We start from the raw sequence: 25,678 nt of genomic DNA on the forward strand, positions 1-25,678 counted from the left end.
TTGTAATGAGTTGTTATAATGCTGCTGAAATAATTGGGAGAACGATAGAATCAATTTCATCCCAACAATTTCAAGACTATGAACTTATTATTGTTGATGATTATTCAACCGACAATACAGTAGAAGCAATAGAAGAAAAAATTACATTAGATCCTCGAATGACTTTAATAAAAAATACAGAGAATATAGGTTTGACAAAATCACTTATAAAAGCAGTTCGTTTATCACACGGGGAATATATTGCGAGAATTGATGCTGGAGATTTAATGCACCCTGAACGACTTAGAAAACAAAAAGAAATTTTGGATGAACATGATAAGGTTGGCTTAGTTACTTCATATTGTAACATTATTAAAATGAAAGATGGAATAATGATAGAACAGTACAACAAAGTACTAGAAGCTGAAAATATTAAGAAATCAATGGCTTTAGGTAATAGAATTGAGCATTGTACTACTATGTTTAGAAGATCTATATATGATGAAGTTGGTGGGTATAACAAAAAATACTATACTTCTCAAGATTACGATTTGTGGGTAAAAATGCTCCATACTTCTAGTTTATATGTTATTCCAGAGACATTATCAACAAGTGTTTATGATATTAGTAATTCTATTACCTACAATAAAAATAAAGTTCAATTAAGGAATGGAATAAAAATTAGAGTAAATGCAATGAAAAATAACTACCTTCCTAAAAAGGCATGTATGTCAGGTATTATTAAAGCACTGCTGATGTATATCTTACCTGGTAAGGTGAATACCATGCTAAGAAATTATTTTAGCCCTGTAAAATCAAGGAGCTTGGAGTAAATGGTTATGATAAGTATTAATGATACTAAGCCTGCTGTGGCTTTATTATTTGGCTATGTGATGTATTTTACCTTGAAACCCTTTTACCTTTTTAGTAGTGGATCTTTACAAATCGCCGATTTTATTTTGTTGGCCACCTTCGGGATACTTCTTATTGGTCTAAATGGAAAGTTTCTCGCTCCTGAACCAGTTATGTTAATTTTGAAAGTTGCGCTGTTTTTTTGTATGTATGTAGTTTTTATCAATGTTATTTGGGGAATCATCAATCAAGAATGGAGTGCTTACTTTAAAAATTCGTTGTTTTATATATTTAATTTTTTTGCGATGCTAATGGTAGTAGGATTATATAAAGTATACGATGTAGCCTTTTTGAGAGCATCAGCTTTAGCCGTCCAATTATCCATCATTACTCAATTTTTGCTATTCATCATATATGGTGGTTTTTCCTCTTCAAGAATGGTGTTGTTTTTTAATAACCCTAATCAGTTAGGTTATTATGCAATACTAATCGCAGCCCTACTCCTTGCTTTAAAAGCTTACGTTATATATAAACCTTTGTATTTCATATCTTTATTTTCTAGTTTAGTCATATGTTTAATATCTTTGTCAAAAGCTGCAATGCTAGCATATCTACTCATTTTTATTCCAACACTTGTTAAACGATTTTCTATGAAGAACGGTAAATGGATCAAAACACTTTTTATTCTACTATTAATTATTATTCCAATTGGAGTTGTTTTTCAGGATGAAATTGTAAACAATCCATTAACGACTAATGTAGTTGAAAGAATTAATAAAATTGGACAAGATAAAGATGATTCATTAGGTGGGCGAGGGTACGATAGGATTTTTAACCATATCAATTATTTAATATTTGGAGCTGGAGAGGGATTATACGATCGTTTTGAAAGTCAAATTAATAAGGAAATCCATTCAACGATTGGGAACCTTGTTTTTTCATATGGAATAGTAGGTCTATTTATCTTTATATTTATTATTTTTTATATAGAAAAGGTAGAGGGATTTAAAAATATCAGTTCAATTATTGGCTTAATGTTTTATGGTCTGTTTCATAATGGTATTAGGAATACGATGCTATGGATATTTCTAATGATTTTATTAATTATTGCTGTAGATTTAAAAAGAAGCAAAATGAATAATGTAGCCCTCAAGTAAGTATTGTAAACTAAGTTACCTGAATACTTAGTAAGCAACATACTTTGTGGGTTGGACTTCATTGCTAGTTCTGATTGATCGCCAAAACTGTTTGTTATACCAGGAGGCTTCTCATGAAACATAAAATTGCATTTTTCATAGGAACACTAGCAACAGGTGGAGCTGAAAGAGCGGTATCAAATTTAACATTAAATTTATCAAATGAATTTGATAACAATATAATTTTATTTGAAAATAAAGCAAAGGTTGAATACCCCTATACTGGAGAAATAATTAAAGTGAGAAATGTAAAAGCAAGCAATGTCATTTATAAATGTTTAGCACTTTATTATAGGATGAATATCATTAAGAAGCTAAAGAAAGAAAATGAAATTAAAACAATGATCAGCTTTTTAGAATATCCGAATCTAATCAACTTATTAACTAGAAAATATGGAAAAACGGTTATTTCTGTTAGAAATCATATGTCTACGAAACATAAAAAGGGGCTTAAAGCTTTTTTTTGGAAAAAGACTATCAAAATCTTGTATAAAAAAGCTGATAAAATTGTGGCAGTTTCACACGAAATTAAAAGTGATTTAGTTACGAATTATGGCATTGATGCAGATAAAATAACAATTATTTATAACTCATACCCAATTCAAAAAATTAATCAATTATCAGAAGAACCCATTGAAGAGCAATATAGAAATATATTTGAACATCCAGTAATTATTACAGCTGGAAGATTAAATAAACAAAAGGGGCAGTGTCATCTCATTAGAGCATTTAGTAGAGTGAAAGCATTAAATCCAAATGCGAAACTAGTTATTCTGGGGGAAGGTGTATTAAAGGAAGAACTAGAACAATTGGCCGAGGATTTAAATATTAAACAAGATGTCCATTTTCTGGGTTTTCAGCAAAACCCATTTAAATATATTCATAAGTCACAAGTGTTTGTTCTTTCATCTTTATATGAAGGTTTTCCGAATGCATTAGCAGAAGCGATGGCTTGCGGTATACCTATCATTTCAACAGACTGTTTATCTGGTCCAAGAGAAATACTAGCACCAACTCATATGGGTGTTAAGAATATGACATATGAAGTTGATAGAGAGATGTTCGGAGTGTTAACACCAGTTTGTAGAAGTAATCATTTAAGGGAAACAGACAGCTTACTAGAAGAAGAATTAACGTTAGCTAATCACATTCATCACTTATTAAATAATGAAGATTTGAGGAAATATTATGCTAATAGAAGTGTTGAAAGGATAAGTGATTTTAATATAAATCATATTATTAAGGAATGGGAAAACATGATTTCTAAATTCTGTTAAGTATGACTATATTATTTAAGAGGTATATAACTTTGGATAATAAAGAATTAAAAGGAAAAATGATAAATGCTACTAAATGGGCAACGTTAACTGAGATCGCTGCAAAAATAGTTACTCCTATTACCAATATGATTTTAGCTAGAATCTTAGCTCCCGAGGCGTTCGGAGTTGTTGCGACCATCACAATGATTATTAGCTTTGCAGATATGTTTACAGATGCAGGTTTTCAAAAATACTTGGTTCAACGTGAGTTTAAGGATAAGGAAGAAAAGCTGAAAAATACGAATGTTGCTTTTTGGACAAACCTTGGAATTTCTTTGTTTCTTTGGGGAATAATCATTATATTTAGTGATTTAATTGCTACTTTAGTAGGAAATCCTGGTTTAGGAATGGTTGTTGCGATTTCTTGTATGGTATTACCTTTAACATCCTTTTCAAGTATTCAAATGGCATTATACAGACGAAGTTTTGATTTTCGGACTTTATTTACAGTCAGAGTAGGGACTGTATGTATCCCATTTTTTATTACGATCCCTTTAGCACTATTTGGTTTAGGTTATTGGTCGTTAATTATCGGTATGATTGCAGGACAATTATTTAGTGCAATTGTATTAACTGTAAAATCAGAATGGAAACCATCATTGTTTTATAAATTCAAAATATTAAGACAGATGCTATCCTTTAGTATATGGTCGTTAATTGAAGGTGTAATGATCTGGTTTACCATTTGGGTAGACGTTCTTATTATTAGTGGTGCCTTAAGTGTCTATTATCTAGGAATATATAAAACATCTATTATGATGGTCGATGCTTTATTCGGGCTTATTATTGCTTCAACTGCACCTGTTTTATTTTCTGCTTTGTCACGTTTACAACATGATAATGAGAAGTTTAATCTTTTCTTCTTTAAAATCCAAAGATACGTTTCCTTGATCGTATTTCCACTGGGCATTGGTGTATACCTATATAGTGATTTAGCGACCCAAATATTTCTAGGGAATGATTGGTATGAAGCTAGCGATGTCATTGGTTATTGGGCGTTGACTAGTGCAATTATGGTAGGTGTCGGGCGATACTGTAGTGAAGTGTATCGAGCTAAAGGTCGCCCTAAACTATCAATATTAGCTCAAGTATTACATTTAGTCGTCTTAATTCCTGTTTGTCTCATCAGCGTTCAGTATGGGTTTTGGGTGTTAGTCATTGCGCGTTCATGGGTCAGGTTGCAGGGTATCATTGTTAATTTATTTATAATGAAGTTTGCAATCGGGATTTCTGTAATTAAAATGCTTAAAAACGTGCTCCCTTCAGCTTTTTTTGCAACTTTGATGGGTTTATTAGGATATCTTTTACAACAAATGAATGAGGGCCTCATCTGGGATTTTATATCGATTTTATTATGTATGATTTTTTATTTCTCGCTAAATATCCTTTTTCGAGATACACGGTTAGACCTAATCGGTTTAGTTCAACAAATGAAAAAGAGATCATAAAAAGAAGTTATTGTCTGGATGAATAATAGTACAGGTGGTGGGTAAATGAAGATTGGAGTTTTTTCCGATCCACAGGGACATGAGAAGGCTATTGTAGATGCTTGTATTCATAGAAATGTAGATTATGTCATTATTGATATATTTGCACCTAATTGGATAGAGCAGTTTGAGGAGGCTGAGTGTGACGGTTATATTGTACGCCCTCCTACTAAAACAAGATTGTGGAGAAACGTGTTCCTTAATAGAATATGGTTAATCAAAGATAGACTAGAAGGTAAATGCGTTCCTGAGCTTGAGAGCATTTTATATTATGAATCTAAAATTATGATGACTGACTTCTATAAATTAAATGAGCTGCCACATGTCTCGTCAAACACCTTTTTTAATATAAAAGAAGCACTACATTTCGTTAAACAAACAAAGGCATTTCCAAAGATCATTAAAAGTGATGGTGGAAATTCAGGCCTTGGTGTCAAAAAAATAAATTCTAAAGTTAAATTAATGCTTCAAATATACAAATCTTTTTTTACAAAAAATATCTTTAGAGGATATCATACATTAAATGATCTACCAAAGTTTGTGAAAAGCTATTTAAAGCCATTAAAAATGTATAAAAATATGAATAGAGAATACTTCCCTTTTACTGAAAGAGGACAGGGGTACATCCACATTCAAGAACATGTGGATATGAAAACAGAGTGGAGAGTAATAAAAATTGGCAATTCTTATTTTGGGTTTAGAAAACCAAAAGGGAAAAATGGGTTGCGAAGTGGATCTGGTTTTCTTGGTGACTGGGTAGATCCGCCAAAAGAATTGTTAAATTTAGTTAAAGCATGGTGTGGAAAATTAAAAATATCCTCAATGTCCTTTGATATCTTTGAGGATTTAGAAGGTAATTACTTGATTAATGAAATGCAGGTGTTTTTCGGATCAATTTCTCCTAGTCAAATGTACATTGATGGCATTCCAGGTAGATATATGTGGGAAAATGGTAACTGGGTTTTTGAGGAGGGAGAATTTTGTAGGTATAATTGTAATTTGTTAAGGATAGAGTTATTAAATGAAATGATTTATGAGAAAGAACTAGCAGCTAGTTTTAACTAAAATATATGGCTCGCCAATCGGCGAGCCTTTATAATTTGCCATAAGAGCGAAATGAATTAAGACATTGCTCTTGAATATACTGGTCAATGACGATTGTGTTTATATCCAATTGCTCGTTACTATCATTGCTTAATGATAATATTTTTAATTTTTTCTCATCAATATTTGTCATAGAAATATCATGCTTCAATTGGTTTAAAATTTCATTTGATATTTTTATGTGGTTTGGTAGCGCTTCCAAAAAGTATTTTTCAAGTCTACTATAGTTTGTTTTTCTTTGGTGTAGTCTTTTAAGAACTTCTGTATGTTTGACGTGAAGGTCTATTATTAACAGCGGTTTTGAGTGAACCATTTCTATTAATTGTTTTAAATCGAGTGGTTTAATGAGCTGATGGGCACTATACTCAATTGACCATAGTGCCTGAACAAAACCTTGGTCTAAAATATGGATTCCTTTTTTAGTAGAATTAGCTTTAATAATGGCTATTACATATAACAGGTTAGAAACAGTTTTGATAAAATCATTATAACTTCTTTGGTGTGTTTTAAGAATAATATGAATAGCATAGATGCATATTTTTGGAGCTGTCAATAATATTTTCATAATATATAATAACTTAGTTATTTTTTTAAATAATTTTTTCTTCGAATTTATTTTATAAGTTGGCTCATTAACATGAAAGCCTTTAACTGATAATGATTTAGCCAACATATGTGATAGTGTTGTTTTTCCGACACCTGGAATACCGATAAATTCTATCATCATGTCGTTATGGTTATGAAAGTTTTTTATATGTGACCCCATATCTTTGTTTTCACCTCTGAAAGAACCTCATTTAACGATCGATTTGCATCTATTTCTATAACTGTAGCTTTTTCATTAAATTCTAATGAGCTAATGTCTTTGACTCTCTTTCGAAACTCCTCAAACTTCATATCTTTTTTTCTTTGAAATGCGATATCGGCTGAGACATTTAATCTAACAATGAGATCAGGAGGCTTCATATCCGCCTCTTTGTAAATTCTACTCTCCCACCTAGCCAAATACTGAATGATTTTATTCTTATGTTGTATCCAATCATGTAAGAGTGGTCCATCATTACGACCCATGATTTGATATTGAGGATAACGGTCTGTAATGATGACGTAGCCAAGGCTCCTTAGCTTTCGAATTTTTTTTAACTTTTTTCTTTTTTCGAATGAAAGTGTTAAAGCCCAAGTAAACTTTGCAAGGACCGTTAGTTTTGTGCGAAGCTTTCTTGCATGCAAGTGTTCTTGTTTTAATGGGTTCCCTTTTTTTGTATGTCGTTTATCTGTCCATTGTTTTAGTAGCTTTAATGGATATCTAATGAGAGAGCTCGTACCATCTCCACTACCTAAATACATGTTATAAATGTCTAGTTTGCTAGATAAAAAAGATGTTAATTCCGAAGTAATAGTAGATTTTCCAGATCCATCACAGCCGATAAAGGAGATAATTAAACCATCAGCTGGAAGTGTTATGCTACTAGAAGTAGTTGTTACCCTTGAAGTTGCACTAGTGACAGCGTCATCAGTTGTACCCACATGTAAAGGCTCGTCCATCGTTTTCCTGCTTTTTATGCTTGCTAACAATGCATGCGTACGGAGAAGTGAAAAATCGTTGTATAATTCGTCTACGATAAATGAATAGTGAAGAGGAGTTAGTTGTTTATATTCTGGATGTCTATATCGTCCTTTAATTGTCAAAGAATCATTGCTTCTAGCTAACTTATGTATTTGCGGTACCCAAGTCAGATTCTTTTTCCTATTCTTATTGCTTCGAAGTTTACCGTATTTAATGTTTTCATAGTCGCTTATATTGAGACACTCCTTTCTGCAGTATTTTACTATTTCAATGCACCAACTTATACGTTGATCAAACTCCCCAACTTTATCTACTAGATTACGTGTAAAACATGCTGATCTTTCATACTATGATAGAATTGTAAAAGTTATTACTTTTGAAACAAAATGATAAACTTGGGGAGCTAAATTTAACTAGAGATTATAAACTGCTAATAATTAATTGACCGTTATTATCAACACTTATTTTGTATCTACTTCCGTTAGGTGATTTAAGGACGTAAGCATCCTCTCCTAAATCATGTTCGCTCGGCATTGGAAATGAGCTCATATCGAATGCACCCTCAACTACTTTTACTCCTCCAATCCAAAAGGTCCCAGAACCTTCTCTTGATCTGATGCGTATTGAACCTGTTGGATTACCTCCGGTCGTAAATTGAAAAGCTAAAAACCTCATATAAGGACTAGGGTAAATATCTTGATCTGCTATTCTGTTGTTATCTGGATCTTGAATAAATACTCTAATTTCATTTTTTAAAAATATACCTATTGTATAGGTAGTATTTGGTTTAAACGTAGCGGTGCTATTGATTCCCTGATAGGTTGAAGTCATGGTGATTTCCTGGACATATTCTCCTATTGCTTCGGTAGTTGAAGGTAATAGTTCTGCTTCACCGACTCCTTTATCGATATCGGGAATCCAATTTTCAGCGATGCCTGGATAACTTCCTTCCTCATTGAAAAAACCATATCCATCAAGTACATCTTGATCAGGTTTACGATCTCTAAGAAAATAAACTTTAGATAGATCCTCAATGACCATAGGTACTGACTCAATAGCACCAACAACAATATCCTCACAGTCTTCGGTGATCCATACCCCAACGTTTCCGTATTTATCCCAACCATATGACCCTAATGCTCCACCTGCTTGCCTTCCAGTTAATCCACTAAGCTGTATGTTTCTTGAGCTTCTAATCATCAGTCCAATATCTATATTTTTCAGTGCATCTTGACCGCTAATATGAACCCCATTCGTATCTTCAACTAAAACATGATAAACATTTCCTGCTGTAGGGTTACTATAATTACCTTTTCCTTCAAAATAATTTCCAGCAACATTTACCCCTGCACTACCAACATAGATACCACAATATTCATTAGATTCGAGTGTACAACCATGTACAAAGGATTCTACAGCTGCTACTACACCACAGTTTCCATTGGAGAGTGCCCAACAGTTCAACACATTGGTTGTTTGAGATTCAGAGCCCGCATGAAATCCGTTTTGACCATTTTGATTTGACATACATGCAATGAAGATTCCCTTCCATGATTTTTCATGATAAAAACCATGTCTCCCACATTGATCAGCAATAATATTTTGAATCACCCATTGATGTACGTCTACGATATGGATACCGTCTCTTGGTGCATTTTGAACTCGAAAATCAGACCACGTAAAGTTGTCAGTTCTTGATCCATTAGATAAATATATTAAATCCTCATTACCCGTGTTTGATGTTTCCTTCCAAATTAATTTTGAATATTCTTTTCCATCACCGACTAAATTGATTGAGCCCTCAACTAGTAACGAATCATAGATGGAATAATTTCCAATAGGAATATATACAGTTTTAACATCTCCACTGACAGCAGCGTCAAAAGCAGACTGTATTGCTCCAGTTGAATCGCTGTTTCCAGTAGGGTCAGCACCATAATCTAATATGTTAACCACATTCATTTTATATCATCCTTTTTTTGTTATTTATATATTCTGTGTAACACCTGCTTCAAATGATTGGACAAAATTACTATTTTTAATAAATATCAACGTCTAATCAGCTCCAAAAAAAATGGAATACAAGATTCATATAAACATAGGATGTAATAGTGTAGGTAGATTAATCAAAAGGGAAGGAATCTATGAGAGTATTTCAATTCAAGCTTGGGTCAAAGATCAGTCACTATACAAAAAACAAGGATTATTGGGAATTAATAAAGGGTTCTGGTGTGACATTTATATTACGCCTTTTGTCATTTATTCTGTTATATGTATTAAACTTTTTAATTGCAAAAGTTTATGGAGCTGAAGCATTAGGCATATATACGTTGTCATTTACGTTATTAACGATCTGCCTTACGCTCGTTTTACTTGGTACAGACACAGCAATCATTAGATTAATTACAGAATATCGTAGTCAATATTCTATGAAGCATGCAAACACCATTTTTACAAAGGTTATGAAATTACTATTACCACTCTCTGTTTTATTTAGTGCTTTACTTTTTATCTTAGCTGAGCCGATTGCTATCCTAGGATTTCAAGAACAACTGCTTATACAGCCATTTAGAATAGTGTCTATCATCTTACCCTTTATGGTTATGACAAGAATGTACTCAAAAGCATTTAGAGCGGTCAAATCTATTACAAAATCTATATATTTTGAAATTATTGGAATTCGTTTTGGGAACTTACTTTTACTAGTTTTTTTCCTGCTTATATTGAATAAAAACTTCATGCATATCATATATGCTCTTTCAATCGCTATTACGATCACCGCATTTATGAGTATGTATTCTTGGCATAATTACATTCAAAAAGATGTAGGAGACCAAAAACTGTTATTTAATCAAATAGAAACGAAAAGTTTAAAGGAAATACTTCATATTTCAATTCCAATGTATTTAACATCGGCTATGTCGCTTATCTTAAATTGGACAGATGTCGTTATGCTTGGTGTTTTTCAAAGTACTAGCGCTGTAGGAATTTATAGCATTGTTCTTAAACTATCACTGTTAATTAGCTTTTCACTGTCTTCTATTAACATGATTATTTTGCCTAAATTTTCTGAGCTGCATTGGGAAGGGCGAAAGCATGATTTAATAAAGATCTTCCGTTTTTCATCTAGACTCATCGTTTGGACGTCTATTCCACTGTTATTTATCATTATTCTTTTCGCGCCTGCTCTTTTGGGGATTTTTGGAGATGTTTATGTCGAAGGGGTAATCCCTCTTATCATTTTATGTATTGGTCAGTGTATTAATGCATGTGCTGGTAGTGTAATGCAACTGCTTAACATGACAGGGAATGAAAAATTAGCTAGGAATGCAATTGTCATTTCTGCAGTTACGAATGTGCTGGGCAACTTAATTTTAATACCTTTCTTTGGGATGATCGGTGCAGCTGTTGCAACATCATTAAGCATCATTGTTCGGGAAGTTATGGCTTCCATTTATGCTTATAAAATTTTTAGATTTCGCACATGGTACATTCCATTCGTAAAATAAAATAATGATATTAGTCTCTGAAGAGTGTTCAAAGTCAACCAGCAGCAAATTGATGACTTAATTAGTTTTTAAGTATTAGACATATGAATTGTTATATAAATTTTTATAGGATCTGTTCATTGAATATAAAATACGAAGCTTTTGAAAAAGTTTGGGTCGAGGTCTTAGATTCAAAGACTATTAATCTTATAGAAGAGTTTTATGTGGAAGGTTGCTCAAAAAGTGGTTTTGTCTAGAACAGGTCATTTTATCTAGTAGTCATGTTATTTTTACGTATTGGTATAGTAGGCGAACCAAATGGAAGGTAGAAAAGCACTACGCACTCTAGTTATCTTGATAGATATTTAGTATTAAAAAGAGATAGTTGGAATATTTGTTAGTTATGAACATAAAATTTAATATCATCAATTATATGAAAAACAACAGTACTTTTGTAAAAACGACACTGTTCACAAAGTTATTGTGATGGCTATTGCATTAGAACGAAAAAGGTATGTAAGAGGTAGTCTTTAAGGAGGACAAGGTGTCATGCATATGCATTGAAAACGTATGATCATCATTTCTTCTATAAAACGGCGACTGTTGAGTAAGACTATATCTTTATCTTCTATTTTAGGAACTTATAGGGACAAAGCTTACTAAAAAGAGTCTTAACAAAAGTACATTTAGTTAATGTGATGGGTGGTAGAGTGTGAGATGTTTTTTTGGTAATCATATTTATGATAGTTTACTAGTTTAAGTAATTAACAAAAGTGATAGAAGAACAAAAGTAAGTAAATATATCATTGGAGGAAGAGATGGAAGCAGAAATCGATTTTAAACAAATACTTTATATCGTTATTAAAAAAATATGGATTGTAATCATCATGATGATAGTAGCCATTGTTATTAGTGGATTAATCAGTTTTTATGTTCTAACTCCTACCTACAAATCATCTGCACAAATACTAGTTTCACCGACTAATTCTCAAGTACAGCCATTCAGTTCTAATGACATTCGACTCAGCTTAGAGTTAATAAATACTTATAGCGAAATTATAAAAAGTCCGTTTATTTTAGAACAAGTAGTGGAGGAACTAGAGTTAAGCTACTCTCCTTCAAGTTTAAATAAGCTAATAACAATACAAACGGAAAGTCAATCACAAGTCTTTTCGATTGAAGTGACTAATGAGGATAATGAATTGGCCGCACAAATTACGAATACTATTGTACAAGTTTTTAAAGAAAATATTTATGAGCTAATGAATGTAAACAATGTGACAATCTTAGCTGAAGCTAAGGCTTCGAGCAATCCTATCAAACCAAACCCAAACCTAATCATTGCTCTTTCTGTTGTAGCTTCTATTTTAGTTTCATTAGTACTCATTTTTTTAATAGAGTTTTTCGATAATTCTGTTAAATCAGAACAAGATATTGATGATTTAAGCATGAATATACTAGGTACTGTGAATAAAATAAAAAAGATAAAAGTCAAAAAAGATTCGACAAACATAGAAGTTCAACTAGAGAGGGGAGTGAATAACCTTGAGAACTGAAAAAGGCAAAGCTAAAAGTAGATTACGAGGTAGGATCGCTTATTTGAAGCCAAAAACAATAGTATCGGAACAGTATCGATCCCTACGGACAAACATCCAATTTAGTATGAATGCTCATGCCAAGCAATCAATTGTTGTTACTTCTTCGATTCCTAATGAAGGCAAGTCTACTACGATTACTAACTTATCAATCTCATTTGCACAACAAGGAAAACGTATATTAATTGTTGATGCTGATCTTCGAAAACCAACTTTACACAATATATTTAGAATATCTCAAGAAAATGGACTAACAAATTTTTTAGCAGGGTTTTATTCTTCGATAGATGATGTCATTTCTAATACTGAAATAGATCATTTATCCATCGTTCCGTGTGGCCCAATCCCAAATAACCCTGCTGAACTACTTAGTTCAAAACGTATGAATGACTTTTTGGAAGAAGCGCTCCAGAAATTTGATCTAGTATTGTTAGATACTCCTCCTGTTTTAGCAGTAACCGATGCACAAATTGTTTCCAATTTATGTGGAGGTGTACTTCTTGTAGTGAAAAGCGGAAAAACAGATAAAAAACAGGTGAAAAAAGCTAAAGAATTACTGGAGCAAACGAATGCGAATATTTTAGGAGCAGTACTAAATAAAAAGGTAGCAGGTAAAAATAAATATTTTAATTATATTAGATAGGTTTTTTTTCGTAAACTTTGTTGTTTTTTTAACTAATTAGGAACAAGGCATTATCCAATCTCCGTTATTTAAAGTAGAAGTGCGAGCGTGAAGTGTGTATGTGTGATAATCTGATTATCGAAAAAAGCCATTCAAAGGATTAGACAAGAGAAAAGGCACAAGTTTTTAATTGTGCCATAAGCGTACATTAATGTTCCAATTGATTTAACTCTTGCATACACTCTTGGACAAGGGTGACTGCCTGACTCATTGAAGCTCCGCCTCCAAATGCTGTAGTCACTCCGCAAGCTTCTAGTATTTCTTGTTCAGTGCATCCTTGATCCAAACACCCTTTTATATGGTAAATAATACAATATTCATCTTGAGCATATAAACTAATACCTAATGCAATCAATTGCTTTTCCTTCTGTGATAAGCTACCTTCCTTAAAGCATTCTTCTGTAAAAGAATGATACTTTTTAGCTAGCTCGGGCATCTTTTCAGTAAATAAACCGAGTCCAGCCTTATAATGATGAAGAGATGCTTCCGTTGAATTTCTAGCTTCAAACTCCATTTTCATCAACTCCATTTCTAATTTGCAAAGGTCAACAGTTATTATAAGCTAATTGAGAAGTAATTAAACGAAAGAAGATGACAATTTTCTTTTTAGTTTCGGTTGGTTTAAAATAGAATATCTAATATGACAAGCGCCCATTTTCGAACACTAATAGCCTATAACCCATCAATTATTAGTTAAACTTTTTTTATCCTGCATGCTATTTTAAACTTTATGAGAATAGCTAGGATCGTTTAACTGATTACTAATGTTTCTTTTCGTAAACGCTGTGTTATTTTTTACTACGATGAATTTTGTGAGAACTTAAAAATGTCTTGAACACTAGATATATACGGGCTTTATATGTAAGAACGAAAAGTAACAATTAAAGCGGAAACAGCCAATATTAATCAACATTGGTTGTTGGCTAAAAATCTTAGCGAGTAATTTTGTATTTAAGGTGTCATTGTAGTGCCATTTAGGTTTCTTATGATGTGTGAGGTATGAAAGGTAGGAGAGAGGATTGAAAAGGATTCTAGTAACTGGAGCTGCTGGCTTTATAGGAGCACATGTATCAAGACGGTTATTACAGGATGGCTATGATGTTGTTGGGGTTGATAATTTAAACGATTACTACAATGTCTCGTTGAAAAAAGATAGATTAAAATTGTTGGAACATAAAAACTTTTTATTTAAGAAATGTAGCATTATTGACGAACATGCGATCATGAATGTGTTTCGTGAATATCAGCCAACTGTAGTCATACATCTAGCTGCTCAACCAGGTGTGCGTTATAGCTTAGAAAACCCTCATGCCTATATTAACTCGAACATAGTTGGATTCGTTAATATGCTAGAAGCTTGCCGCCGTCATGGTATAGAACAGCTTATTTATGCTTCCTCAAGCTCAGTATATGGCGCAAATACGAAGCAACCGTTTTCTGTGCATGATAATGTCGATCATCCTGTTAGCTTATATGCAGCAACGAAAAAAGCTAATGAGCTAATGGCTCATACGTATAGTCATCTTTACAACCTTCCGACAACAGGTTTACGCTTCTTCACAGTATACGGTCCGTGGGGGCGTCCTGATATGGCACCATTTTTATTTACTAAGGCAATTATAAATGGAGAACCAATTGATGTTTATAATAAAGGGAACATGAAGCGAGATTTTACATATATTGATGATATTGTTGAAAGCATAAGTAGATTATTACAAAAAAAACCCGAGCCAAATGAACATTGGTCTGGAAACAATCCTGATCCTGGAACGAGCTATGTACCATACAGAGTATTTAATATTGGCAGTAATAACCCGATCAAATTGACTGACTTTATTCAAGCTATTGAAGAAAAGTTAGGTATGACTGCGAAAAAGAATTTTTTGCCCCTTCAAGCAGGCGATGTTGTAGAAACATATGCGGATGTTGAGGATTTAATAAATGAGATCAAGTTTAAGCCTCAAACATCACTGAAAGAAGGAGTAAGTAAATTTATTGATTGGTATTTAAAATATAATAAAGCTTAATCCGTTTGGACATCAGGTGAAGGATATACTCCACCTGAATGCTCTTTCCTTGTAACTTTTACTGTTATCCCCTTGTTTGTTGACTTTCGTTCTAACATATAAGTACATACACATCTAGTGCTCGAGGCACCTTTTCTACTTTTCAATGATAGAGCTCTCATAAAACACATAGAAATGTCCCTTTTTAGTGAAATTAGAACATAGTTTACGGATAGAGCCTACACTTTAAAACGCCCAACCATAGTCTGTAATTCAGCTGCGGTATTTGCAAGAACGACTGTCGCATGAGAGATGTCTTCCATCGTTGCGCTTTGTTCCTCTGTTAGTGCAGCAACGTTTTGGGTATTTGCTGAAGATTGCTCCGCTATGTTAACAATTTCCTCCGAAGCCACGACAATGTTGTTAGCGCTTGCATTTACATGCTCAACGGTTGTTGATACCTCTGTCGATTGTGTAGCTATTTCTTCAATCATCTTGGCGATCTCATTGAATGCTTGTCCAGTTTGGTTAATTAATGAAAGGCCGTTCGTAACATCTGTCTTTCCTTCAATCATAGATTGCACTGCTTTATCTGCTTCGAATTGAATTTCTTCAATAAGCTTTCGAATGTCTTCTGTCGCACTACCAGATTGTTCAGCTAACTTTCTAACCTCATCTGCTACAACAGCAAATCCTTTCCCTTGCTCACCAGCCCTTGCTGCTTCTATGGCTGCATTTAATGCTAATAAATTTGTTTGTTCAGCTATTTCGGTTATGAGTGTAACAATCTTGCCAATCGCTTTTGATTTTTCGCCGAATTTGTTAACAATCTCTGAAGCGAAAGCTGCTTGCTGCTGAATTTGAGTCATTTGTGCTGCCGTTTTTGTGACAGCTTCAGTTCCTAAGTTTGCTTGTTTGTTTGTCGTTTCTGTTAACCTCGCTACAGACTGGATAGATGAAGCAACTTGGTTAATGCCTGATGAAATATCTGACATAAATTGTGATGTAGAGGCTGTTTTTGAGAGTTGATTGTCTGTTCCAGACGCGACGCCTTGAAGAGCGAGAGCGATTTGCTCAGTTGCTCTGTTGTTCATTTCGGTGCTTGAAGACAGTTCCTGTGAACGTTCTGATACTTGAATCGATACATCATAGACTTTTGTAATAAGCTGGTGCCATTCGTCACTCATTTCGTTTATTGATATCGCAATTGGCTTTAAGCTTCCGGTTCTGTTTTCATCTAGACGAGATGTTAAGTCACCTTCTGCAAGTCGATTCGTATGTTTAATGATCATGGTCATTGGACGGAAAAACTTTTGGTAATTTAAAAAGCTAATAAGTGAACCGATGATTGCACCTCCAATGATAACACCAATCACATTAGTAACAAATGAGGTTCGTTCTAAGCCAATTATGGTACTTAATGATATACCTAATATAGAACTACCGATTGCAGCAAATAAAATTGTCCGAATTAAGTATCTTGTAAGTGAAACAGGACTTGACATATGCTGTTCTCCTCTCAAAATATTTATATTTTTACATATTATACTAATATCTTCTTGTTTTGTCATGAACTGATTGAGCTAACTAATAGATAAAGAAGGAGAGAGTCGTATGCGCGTTGATATTCTTTGCATGAAAAACACCCATTTTTAAGGGCGTTTTCTATATAAGTATAAGGCTTCTTTTATCAATTTTCGCAGGAATGGTTCGTTTCATCGAAAGAGGTGAACACAAATATAGCTAATATTCGTGGCATCTTTTCTACCTAAACAATTAATGAGCACTCATAAAACTCGTCAAATTGTCCATTTTTAATAAAATAATCACGAAAGTATACGATACGAGCCTTTATCAAAGCTTGATTTGCATTGTGTGTACGAGATCTTCAAAGCCAAACTCCTCATAAAGATTTTTGGCGGGATTTTTAGCAAAAACATTTAGTTGAACGTATTTATAACCATGTTGCTTACATTTATTCAAGCCAGCTTTTAATAATTTATTTCCGATACCTTTTTTGCGATGTTCTTCAAGCACATATAAGTCTGCAATATAGCCGATATACGTATTTTTAATAGAATCTATCGTTCCTGTAACAAGAACCCAACCTAATAGTTTGTGGTCCTCCTTTGCAACTAAATAATAGCCATTACTTAGGGCCATTTTGATGCCATTCACTGCATGCTGTTCATGCCCTTTAGCGTAGCCCATCGTGCTTTCGACAGCTACTTTCTTAGCATGCCGAAATATTGTTTGCACATCACTATTTGACGCTTTCACTATTTTCATTTTGACTCTCCTCGCACCTTAAGTTATTTACTGTATATTCACCGTAAATTTGAAAGTGCATGTCACGATACTAAAAACGCAAGAAATCATGCTAGTATAAAAATGGTATTTTTTGTGAATGTGCTGGTTATTATTTGAATTTGATAGAGTAATAGTATATAAAGATAGAAAGGGTTAAGGGATATTGTGGTTATCACCACTAAAATGTCAGCAAGATAAGATAGGGTTTAGTTTATGAAGCTGTTATCCTTCCATTGAAGAATGGGTGGCAGGAATACTAGCTGTATACGTATTCTAACCTTCATTCGAAAGTAACAATTACCCTTAATGAATGAGGGCAGTTAGTGAAGCTTTCCTGCGATTGTCATCGCAATTAACATTGGATAGCTCGAAAGCTAATTGTATTCCACTATATTTTTTAGCAAGGGGTATTTTCATAAACTTTGTTGCCATAGTTCCTCTTTTCGTAAACTTTGTTACTATTGTTATCAAATTAGTACCATAAAAAGTAATTTTATATGTTAGCCATCTTGGTAAAGAAGAAAAGATGCCACGAATGTTAGATATATACGTACTTATAACTTAGAAGAAAAGCAACAATCAATGCGAAAACAGCCTATAAAGTTGTCAGTTTTACTAAACAGTCAGCGTTTTAAAGAAGCAGGTGTCTTCCCCTCTAGCTGTTGAATACACTAGAAAGAAAAGGCTTCACATTGGCTTAAAATCCGTAGCGATCTGTTCTGTTAACTGTAATCAATGCTAAATAATGAATTGAAAATAAGACTTATGGAAGGTGTATTATGTTAAAAACAGAAGGAATAAAACCGATCATTTCTACACAACAATTTCTCGACATTTTAAAGTATGCACACCAACAAGGCAATGGCTCTGAAACGATAACGGCAAAAGAATTAGTAAGTAAATTATCAGCAAAAATAGCAGGAGAAGGAGTAAAATAAGCTAACTGAAACAAATTGTTAAACTGTCAAGAACACGCTGACGGTGTCATATGATCTAGTGAAATGAGTATAATGAAAAAAAGATATAATTTTTTAATATTTTGGCTATAAATAGTAGTTGAATAACTGTTAAAAAAGGATGGAACAGGTCAGGGTGAGGTAGTTCAATGAGCTTTGGTAAGGGCAACTGCAAATAGCAAAGGTGGATGGTGTAAAATAGGGTCAGCGCTTCCTTTGTCAGTTGTTTCCCACACTTGATACCAACCTTTTTAAGGATATGCATATAGAAGGGGATTATAAATGAAACAAAAAGCTGTACTTATACTCATTTGGCTGTCTGTTATTAGTTGTGCGGCCGTCATTTTTTACTTTTCATCACAACCATATTCACAGCAAGACTTAAGACCACAACTAGCAAAATATATCGACAAGCAATGGATTATCGATTATTTTTCACATATACAATTTACTTATAGTGGATCGGAAATCAGTGTGGCAAGTAAGGGACCTTATTCATTTCTTGAGTTTTTCATCCGTAAAGGTGCTCACTTCTTTATTTATTTTTTATTAGGCTTTTTAACATTTAATGCTCTAGCGATGATTTTCCGCAATAAATGGAAATGCATGATCTATGCGATGTCATTTATTATTATTTATGCTGCTAGCGATGAAATTCATCAAATGTTTACGGGCAGTCGTTCCCCGCTTATAGCCGATGTCCTTTTAGATAGCTTTGGTGGTTTAGTGGGAATCGTAACAGCTGCAATAATTTTCAGAAAATCTGTGAAAATAACTGGATTCTATGTCTTCAAGAAATAATGTTCAGCTCCAAGTTTTTAGATGATGTACATATGGAAAGTAGCAAACGATACATCACTTGAATGAATCGTTTTAATGATGCCATTAATGGAAGAAGTCATATAAACATAGTACTGATATGTATATGTGGTGATATTAATTGTCTTTGCCTTAGACCTTTTTCGTTAACTTGATTGCTTAAATGAGATGATATGTGATTCATACAATTTTATATCACAAAAGATTTCACGAATTTTAGTTGTGATCGTGAGTATTTCTTAGTAAGAAAAACAGCCTTACTTTATATAAGGTAAAGTAGGAGATAGGGATATGCGATCATTCGATAATTTGTCTACGTGTTACTATGATTTAAAGCCTAAAGCTGAAGGTTGTTTTACTATGCACCACATGTTTGCTAAATAGATATTTTATCTACCTGAATGTGCTGTGAATTACGCAAATATGTTAGTCATCTACCTATCGTTTTTCCTTCCTAACATGCTTTACTTCTTTAGTTTTTTCTCCACTAATTGTAACAGTTGCTGCCACTGCTCAGCTTTTCCCTCATGTTTTGGGTTTACTGTAGTTTTCTTTCGTCCTCTCGTTCGTTTAGGCTTTTCCAAATCTTCCTACCTCCTTGATCGATGTTTTAGTTCGCTATGAGATGGGTCCCCCATACCTAAGTAGGGGGGAGGTATTTATAAGGAGCAGCTAATTGGCAAACTGGTTGCCTCTATATCTACAACAGCTCATTAGGTGAAACCTGCTCTAGAGTTTAATATGAACTTTATAGATGGTTAACAAATATAAGATGAAGCGTATTCAGTTCACCAACTTACAGCAGCAAGTTTTGCAGCTCCTCTGTAGATAGTTCTGTAATCCATGCTTCAGTTTGAATAATTTGATCGTTTAGTGCTTGCTTTTGCTCAAGCATTTGATCAATTTTTTCTTCAAGCGTACCAGTCGAGATAAATTTATGGACGTGCACGAAACGCTTTTGCCCAATTCGGTGTGCTCGATCAGTTGCCTGATTTTCTACTGCAGGATTCCACCAACGGTCAAAATGAATGACGTGATTAGCAGCGGTTAAGTTTAAGCCGGTTCCACCAGCTTTTAATGATAAAATCATGATGTTTACTTCTTTATTTTGAAAGCGTGTGATCATTTGATCACGCTTTGTTTTAGCTAAGCTACCATTCAGGAATAATATTTCTTCACCGAGCTCATCTTCTAACAATTTTTTGATCATATTACCCATACCAATATATTGTGTGAAAATGAGACAGCTTTCATCACTTTCACGAATATTGTCGATAAGCTCTCGTAGCTTACTAAGCTTTGTAGATCGATTCAATACATCAAGCGGTTGCTCTTCTTTTAAATAGAGAGCAGGGTGATTACATAGCTGCTTCAATTTACTGAGCATCGTTAGAATTAAGCCTTTGCGTTTGATCCCTGTTTCTTGCTCAATCTTTGTAAGCGTGTCTTGAACAAGCTGTTCGTATAATGATGCTTGCTCCACAGTAAGAGGGCAATATTCCTTTTGCTCCTGTTTATCAGGTAAATTCAATGCTACTTCTTTATCGGTTTTTGTGCGACGTAATAAGAAGGGCCGAATTAATTTTTGTAGCTTATTAATGTGTTGCTCAGATCGGTCCTTTTCAATCGGGTTCACATAGTCTTTGTGGAACTTACCTAGGCTTCCTAAATAACCTGGGTTACTAAAATCAAATATTGACCATAATTCCGAAAGTCGATTTTCCATCGGTGTACCTGTTAACGCAATATGGTGTTCACCTACTAATTGGCGTATCGCTTTAGACTGTTTTGTGTCCGCATTTTTAATATTTTGTGCTTCATCGATGCAAATCGTTCCCCACTGTATGCTTGAAAGATCTTCAAAATCAAGGTGTGACAGTCCATATGAAGTGATTACTACATCGGCATTGTGAACAGTGGACTCAAACATATCACCTTTTGCACGGTAAGAACCATAATGCAAATGAACACGTAACGAAGGTGCAAACTTTTCAAGTTCTTTTTGCCAGTTTCCTAAAACGGAAGTTGGACAAATTAATAGAGATGGCTTATGTTTTTTTCCTTCCTCTTTAACCTTTAATAAATAAGCAATCATTTGAATCGTTTTGCCAAGGCCCATATCATCAGCTAAACATGCACCAAAACCAAATTTACGTAAAAATAACAGCCAGTCAACACCTTGCTGCTGATAAGGACGCAGCTCACCACAAAATGTAGCCGGGATTGTTGCTGAAGGAATTTCTTGAACTTCATTTAGCTGCTTTAACATGTTTTTTAAATGGCGATTCAATTCAATTTGGATCATTGCAAAGGGTCTGTCATCCGCAGTTGATTGACCATCTGTTAACTCATCTCGTAATAGCTCTTGTTCAAGAATGTCTCGAAAATGCAAGCCTTCTTTGTTTGCTTTCTCAAGAACGCTTTGTACTCTTCTAATAAATTCTGGGTCAAGCTTCACCCATTTTCCCCGTATGTTGACAAGGCGTCGTTTCTGGTCGACTAGTGTCAAAAATTCGTCTTCCGATAAATCGATACCATTTGTCGAAAATCGCCAATCGAAATCTATTAGCTGTGTTAAGCCGACAAAAGATTTTCTACCGTTGGATGATGTCGATTTAACCTTCGCTTTCATAGAGAGGTTCGTATCCTTTAATGCTTGCCACCATGATGGTAGCAAAATTTCAACACCTGCTGAGAGCAATGTTTCACTTGCCTCGGTTAAAAATTCCCATGCGTGCTGTTCTGTTAACTTTGCCATTATACCTCTATCTGTTCTTAGCCAAGGAATAAGCTTTCCCCACAATGTTTGTTCTCTTTCAATGCGATCAATATATGGCTTCCATTTGGTTGGCAGTTGATCTTCATTCAAAATCATTAGCTCGTCTTTATTGTCCTTTGAGCGTAAAAATGTTTCTAACAGCCAAATTCCATCATCCTGCTCAGGTTCATCAAGTCGCAATCCAACAGTAAAGGGCGTTGTATCTAGTTTCCAACCGATCTTTTCTAACCAATCATCTTCACTAAAGACGATCGTTTGAGGGTGAATTTGATCATGCTTCGGGTTAATCTCACTAGACTGGAGGCGTTGATGTTCATCATGTGCGTTGAGGCTAATAAGTGGGAATGTTTGTTCAATGTCATTCCATACATTTTTTAGTTCATCATCGGATTGAAGCCAATTTGCTAAAGCACTAGAGAACCATGCTATAGCAATACTTTCGTGCTCTTCATTATGATTAACAGCTTCCTTGACCTCTGAAAGCCAAACGTCAGTTAATTTCCACCTGAATCGTTGATGAAGCTTCCAACTATGATAGTCTGGTAAAAAGTCTGTACTCGTAAGGGCTTCTTTTAGCAGAGGTGCAATTTTCCTATATAGCTGGCTTTCCTCACTCCAGTCAACATGTATAAATGAGTTATGAACATCTTTAGCAAAAAAGTCGAGTGCTTCCCAAGGAGAAAGAATGACTCCCTTCACACCTTTTACGGTTTGCATTTTAAGAAATGATCCATAAAAAGAGGCTTCATGCCAGAGAAATAGCTTCTCATAATCGTTGTCCTCAACGACGGAACGATCGTATATAAAAAACTGATCTTCAACTATTAACGTGTCGATGTGCAACGCTAATGTACTATTCATGAAGCAACTTTCCTTTCCTTAACTCTTCCTGAAAGGCACGCAGTCTTTTATGGGACGTGGCGAGCTTGTTTATATATATATTCCAATCATTTTCTCGCTTTAGCTTACGATAATGTGCGCGCAGCTTTTTTAAAAATTTAATAGCTTGCTTATAGCTTTGACGATTTTTTAGCTTCACCATTTTCATGATGGAATAGTGATAGTAGGGGAGTAGCACTTCGCGATCCTTTTCCTCAATTTCCTTTAACGTATATCTGTCATGCTCATCAACAGCGAAACCTACTAAAATTTGTAGATCAACCCATTTTTTATATTGTTCATGTGTATACAAATAATCATCAAATTCATAATAGCTATAAGGTAACAGCTTTTCCATTGCTTCGACATATACATCGTCTTTATTAGACTCTGAGCTGTAATCAGCAAGTAAATGTAATATTTTTCTTGTCATCGTTCGACTTTGGTCATAGGAGTGGGAAGACGAAATATACTCATCTAGCTTCGTTAACATATCGTAAACCCAGGGATCCATTCTTGCCCATGCTTTTTTGTCGGCTAACTGTATGAGCCATGTAAAGCTGTACGGTAAGGCAGTAGGGTCATCAAGCTGTGAATATAAGCTAATGGCATCCTCATCGTTTTTATCTAAAAATGCCATATGTGCAAGGGCTATCACATATAAATCAGCTTTCTTATCCTCATTTTCTTGCTCGTCTAGTCGTGTTTGAAGCCATGCTCTTTCTAAGTCAACCCATTGTTTTTTTTGCAATAGCTTAGACCAAATGACGCGATAAACAGTCATTCGATCATATTTAAATTGATTTATTGGAATAAAGAGCGTATGAAGCCTTTCAATACTCTCTTGTAATAAAGAATCAAAAATAAATGGTAATGTAACGTTACCAAGTAGTTCAGCTTGTTCTATGATGTCATCTACGAGGTGGTGTATATATGGAGTAACATAGTTATCCATGCCATAACTTGACATGCTTATGTCAGTTAAATGTTCGTTCATTTTTGCCATGGTTGTTAAGCCGGCATGCATGGTAAATAAGCGCTTTAATTCTAGTTGAGTCGGTGCTTCGCCTTTTAAGTTAGCGTAATAGCGATGATAAAGGCTAGCAAAAAAATAATTGTCGTCATGTGAACGCTGCTGTAAAAAAGAAGTATATTCTTTTTCAAAAAAATCCATCCAACTAGCGATAGATTTTTCTTCATATTTCGCAATGACCTTCTTGCTACCTAGCGTACTTAAAGCTATATTTTCGACAATCTTTGCTCTACTTCTCTTCCATTCCTCTAAGAAGTTACCTACGCGATCGACTGCAGCATAAACCGAAAAAAAGACAGCAAGCTGGTGTCTACAAAAATGTTCTGCTGTACAAGTACATTCACTGAATTGAATAAAATCCAAATCAAGGCTGACATCAAATGGTGTGACATCTTGCACTCGCGCTCTGACTACGTCTTCTTCAACGTTGACGTTATATACGTTTCCTTGGCGATAAAGAAGAAGACCTTTATTCGCTAATATTCTGTCCTTCTCGTTGTCCGGGGCAAGTAATTCTTTAATTTTTTCTGCGCAATTGACAACTTGCTCCTTAGAAAGCACATCTTGAAGCATACAAACCCTCCATTATGACAAATTCACACCGAAAAATACCATATCTTATCATTGTAAACCACCTCATACAGCACTGTCGACCCACTTTTGGTAAAACAAAGGAATAACCTCTAGCACTTAACGGAATGGGAAACTGTCGAAATAGTCTCATGGTAATAGAAGCTAACAACAAAATTCAATATTGAAGAACCTTTCAACAATCCGTGCATGAACTTTGTTTGCGATTGCTATTAAATTGTATCAACTAGGGGTGTGTTATACGATTGTAATTGTTTTTAGAAGAAAAGTGATGATGCACCTCATTATTTTATAGGTACATATATTTATGTAATAGCAACAACAGTTTTATTGAACGCTTTAAAACAATGTCTACTTAACAAAGAAATCCACTCATTGCCGATGGTTATTCCATTGATAATGAGTGGGTTTATCTTTCATAAGCTTCAATTGGTAGGAGAGGCTGTTTGTGTAAATCTGCTAAGGGAAGCTGAACTCATTCCCAATCCAATGAACTAACACGCTTAAGCGATCCAGCGTAATGACTAAGGTACCTTTCTTACAAGGACTTATGGTGTGTATTCACTATTCAATGATGCTACCATTCTTGCTTTGCTAAAAATGGAAGATCGCTATTACAAGCTCTATTTTATATCAATAATTTGAAATTGTTCCTCTTGATCAACAAGTTCTTCAGCTTGTTCACTTTCAGTATTTTGTTCAGTATTTGCTTCAGGATTTGATTCTTCAATCTGTTCATCATCACTCGATTCTTCTTCAGAGGATTCATCTGTCGTATTATTCGCATGTGAGCTCGTTGTTTGAGTTTCACTGCTCTCGGCTTTATCATCCTGTGGTTTTTCTTGCAAAATAATTGGCCAAATGACTAGATTAATTAACACTAAAAAACAAACAAAAAAGCTTATTAAGGATTTTTTTAACATATTCACATCTCCAAAAATATAGTTGCTAATAAAGAAGGTTGTTGTTTATAAAGGTTTGTTATGGTGTTTATATCCCTCCAACACCATTCTTCTAATAAGACGATACATATTTT

20 protein-coding genes are annotated in these 25,678 nt (G+C 34.3%); 11 read left to right on the forward strand and 9 right to left on the reverse strand.

Annotation, left to right across the window (positions count from 1 at the left end; all coding sequences use genetic code 11):
* Nucleotides 1-5 precede the first annotated feature (5 nt).
* The 5 genes from SLH48_RS09870 (at nucleotide 6) to SLH48_RS09890 (ending at nucleotide 5,898) form a co-directional block, all read left to right on the forward strand.
* Nucleotides 6-812 (forward strand): glycosyltransferase family 2 protein, encoded by an 807-nt coding sequence (locus SLH48_RS09870; protein ID WP_214480827.1) that lies wholly within the window; start codon nucleotides 6-8, stop codon nucleotides 810-812.
* A gap of 6 nt (nucleotides 813-818) precedes the next feature.
* The gene (locus tag SLH48_RS09875; protein ID WP_320258004.1) at nucleotides 819-1,988 is read left to right on the forward strand and encodes an O-antigen ligase family protein; all 1,170 of its coding nucleotides are present in this window, start codon (nucleotides 819-821) and stop codon (nucleotides 1,986-1,988) included.
* Between the two features lie 113 nt (nucleotides 1,989-2,101).
* A complete protein-coding gene (locus tag SLH48_RS09880) occupies nucleotides 2,102-3,304 on the forward strand; it encodes a glycosyltransferase (protein WP_320258005.1) in 1,203 nt (400 codons plus the stop codon).
* A gap of 32 nt (nucleotides 3,305-3,336) precedes the next feature.
* Nucleotides 3,337-4,794 carry a lipopolysaccharide biosynthesis protein gene (locus SLH48_RS09885; protein ID WP_320258006.1) on the forward strand — a complete coding sequence of 486 codons (1,458 nt, stop codon included), beginning with the start codon at nucleotides 3,337-3,339 and terminating at the stop codon, nucleotides 4,792-4,794.
* A gap of 45 nt (nucleotides 4,795-4,839) precedes the next feature.
* Nucleotides 4,840-5,898 (forward strand): hypothetical protein, encoded by a 1,059-nt coding sequence (locus SLH48_RS09890; RefSeq protein WP_320258007.1) that lies wholly within the window; start codon nucleotides 4,840-4,842, stop codon nucleotides 5,896-5,898.
* Between the two features lie 28 nt (nucleotides 5,899-5,926).
* On the opposite strand, the gene SLH48_RS09895 is transcribed toward SLH48_RS09890, so the two are convergent.
* From SLH48_RS09895 to SLH48_RS09905, 3 genes are all read right to left on the reverse strand, one after another.
* On the reverse strand, nucleotides 5,927-6,703 hold the full coding sequence (locus tag SLH48_RS09895; RefSeq protein WP_320258008.1) for an AAA family ATPase: 777 nt from the start codon (nucleotides 6,701-6,703) through the stop codon (nucleotides 5,927-5,929).
* Nucleotides 6,688-7,626: a hypothetical protein gene (locus tag SLH48_RS09900; RefSeq protein WP_320258009.1), complete on the reverse strand. Its 939-nt coding sequence runs from the start codon at nucleotides 7,624-7,626 to the stop codon at nucleotides 6,688-6,690. The genes SLH48_RS09895 and SLH48_RS09900 overlap by 16 nt, the downstream gene beginning before the upstream one ends.
* Nucleotides 7,627-7,924: 298 nt before the next feature.
* Complete coding sequence (locus tag SLH48_RS09905; protein ID WP_320258010.1) at nucleotides 7,925-9,466, reverse strand: right-handed parallel beta-helix repeat-containing protein; 1,542 nt, start codon at nucleotides 9,464-9,466, stop codon at nucleotides 7,925-7,927.
* Between the two features lie 182 nt (nucleotides 9,467-9,648).
* Here SLH48_RS09905 and SLH48_RS09910 point away from each other — a divergent pair, with 182 nt between their 5' ends.
* The 3 genes from SLH48_RS09910 to SLH48_RS09920 all read left to right on the forward strand — a co-directional run bounded on the left by SLH48_RS09910 (nucleotide 9,649) and on the right by SLH48_RS09920 (nucleotide 13,230).
* Nucleotides 9,649-11,013: a flippase gene (locus tag SLH48_RS09910; protein ID WP_320258011.1), complete on the forward strand. Its 1,365-nt coding sequence runs from the start codon at nucleotides 9,649-9,651 to the stop codon at nucleotides 11,011-11,013.
* A gap of 797 nt (nucleotides 11,014-11,810) precedes the next feature.
* Complete coding sequence (locus tag SLH48_RS09915; protein ID WP_214480818.1) at nucleotides 11,811-12,548, forward strand: YveK family protein; 738 nt, start codon at nucleotides 11,811-11,813, stop codon at nucleotides 12,546-12,548.
* Nucleotides 12,538-13,230 (forward strand): CpsD/CapB family tyrosine-protein kinase, encoded by a 693-nt coding sequence (locus SLH48_RS09920; protein WP_214480817.1) that lies wholly within the window; start codon nucleotides 12,538-12,540, stop codon nucleotides 13,228-13,230. Before SLH48_RS09915 ends, SLH48_RS09920 begins: the two co-directional genes overlap by 11 nt.
* A 187-nt stretch (nucleotides 13,231-13,417) precedes the next feature.
* Here SLH48_RS09920 and SLH48_RS09925 read toward each other — a convergent pair whose 3' ends face one another.
* Nucleotides 13,418-13,783 (reverse strand): carboxymuconolactone decarboxylase family protein, encoded by a 366-nt coding sequence (locus SLH48_RS09925; protein WP_214480816.1) that lies wholly within the window; start codon nucleotides 13,781-13,783, stop codon nucleotides 13,418-13,420.
* A gap of 505 nt (nucleotides 13,784-14,288) precedes the next feature.
* Here SLH48_RS09925 and SLH48_RS09930 point away from each other — a divergent pair.
* Complete coding sequence (locus SLH48_RS09930) at nucleotides 14,289-15,296, forward strand: NAD-dependent epimerase (RefSeq protein WP_320258012.1); 1,008 nt, start codon at nucleotides 14,289-14,291, stop codon at nucleotides 15,294-15,296.
* Between the two features lie 218 nt (nucleotides 15,297-15,514).
* On the opposite strand, the gene SLH48_RS09935 is transcribed toward SLH48_RS09930, so the two are convergent.
* The gene (locus tag SLH48_RS09935; RefSeq protein ID WP_320258013.1) at nucleotides 15,515-16,780 is read right to left on the reverse strand and encodes a methyl-accepting chemotaxis protein; all 1,266 of its coding nucleotides are present in this window, start codon (nucleotides 16,778-16,780) and stop codon (nucleotides 15,515-15,517) included.
* Nucleotides 16,781-17,129: 349 nt separating this feature from the next.
* Complete coding sequence (locus tag SLH48_RS09940) at nucleotides 17,130-17,564, reverse strand: GNAT family N-acetyltransferase (RefSeq protein WP_320258014.1); 435 nt, start codon at nucleotides 17,562-17,564, stop codon at nucleotides 17,130-17,132.
* A gap of 800 nt (nucleotides 17,565-18,364) precedes the next feature.
* Here SLH48_RS09940 and SLH48_RS09945 point away from each other — a divergent pair.
* The gene (locus tag SLH48_RS09945; RefSeq protein ID WP_214480812.1) at nucleotides 18,365-18,523 is read left to right on the forward strand and encodes a hypothetical protein; all 159 of its coding nucleotides are present in this window, start codon (nucleotides 18,365-18,367) and stop codon (nucleotides 18,521-18,523) included.
* Between the two features lie 300 nt (nucleotides 18,524-18,823).
* The gene (locus SLH48_RS09950) at nucleotides 18,824-19,342 is read left to right on the forward strand and encodes a VanZ family protein (protein WP_320258015.1); all 519 of its coding nucleotides are present in this window, start codon (nucleotides 18,824-18,826) and stop codon (nucleotides 19,340-19,342) included.
* Between the two features lie 814 nt (nucleotides 19,343-20,156).
* Here SLH48_RS09950 and SLH48_RS09955 read toward each other — a convergent pair.
* From SLH48_RS09955 to SLH48_RS09965, 3 genes are all read right to left on the reverse strand, one after another.
* Entirely contained in the window at nucleotides 20,157-23,000 is a 2,844-nt protein-coding gene (locus SLH48_RS09955) for a DEAD/DEAH box helicase (protein WP_320258016.1), read from the reverse strand.
* Nucleotides 22,993-24,624, reverse strand: coding sequence for an SWIM zinc finger family protein (locus SLH48_RS09960; RefSeq protein ID WP_320258017.1), 1,632 nt, complete (start codon nucleotides 24,622-24,624; stop codon nucleotides 22,993-22,995). The genes SLH48_RS09955 and SLH48_RS09960 overlap by 8 nt, the downstream gene beginning before the upstream one ends.
* Before the next feature lie 641 nt (nucleotides 24,625-25,265).
* On the reverse strand, nucleotides 25,266-25,565 hold the full coding sequence (locus SLH48_RS09965) for a hypothetical protein (RefSeq protein ID WP_320258018.1): 300 nt from the start codon (nucleotides 25,563-25,565) through the stop codon (nucleotides 25,266-25,268).
* Nucleotides 25,566-25,678 lie beyond the last annotated feature (113 nt).

The sequence above is a fragment of the Cytobacillus sp. IB215316 genome, assembly GCF_033963865.1.
GTDB lineage: Bacteria > Bacillota > Bacilli > Bacillales > SM2101 > Nanhaiella > Nanhaiella sioensis.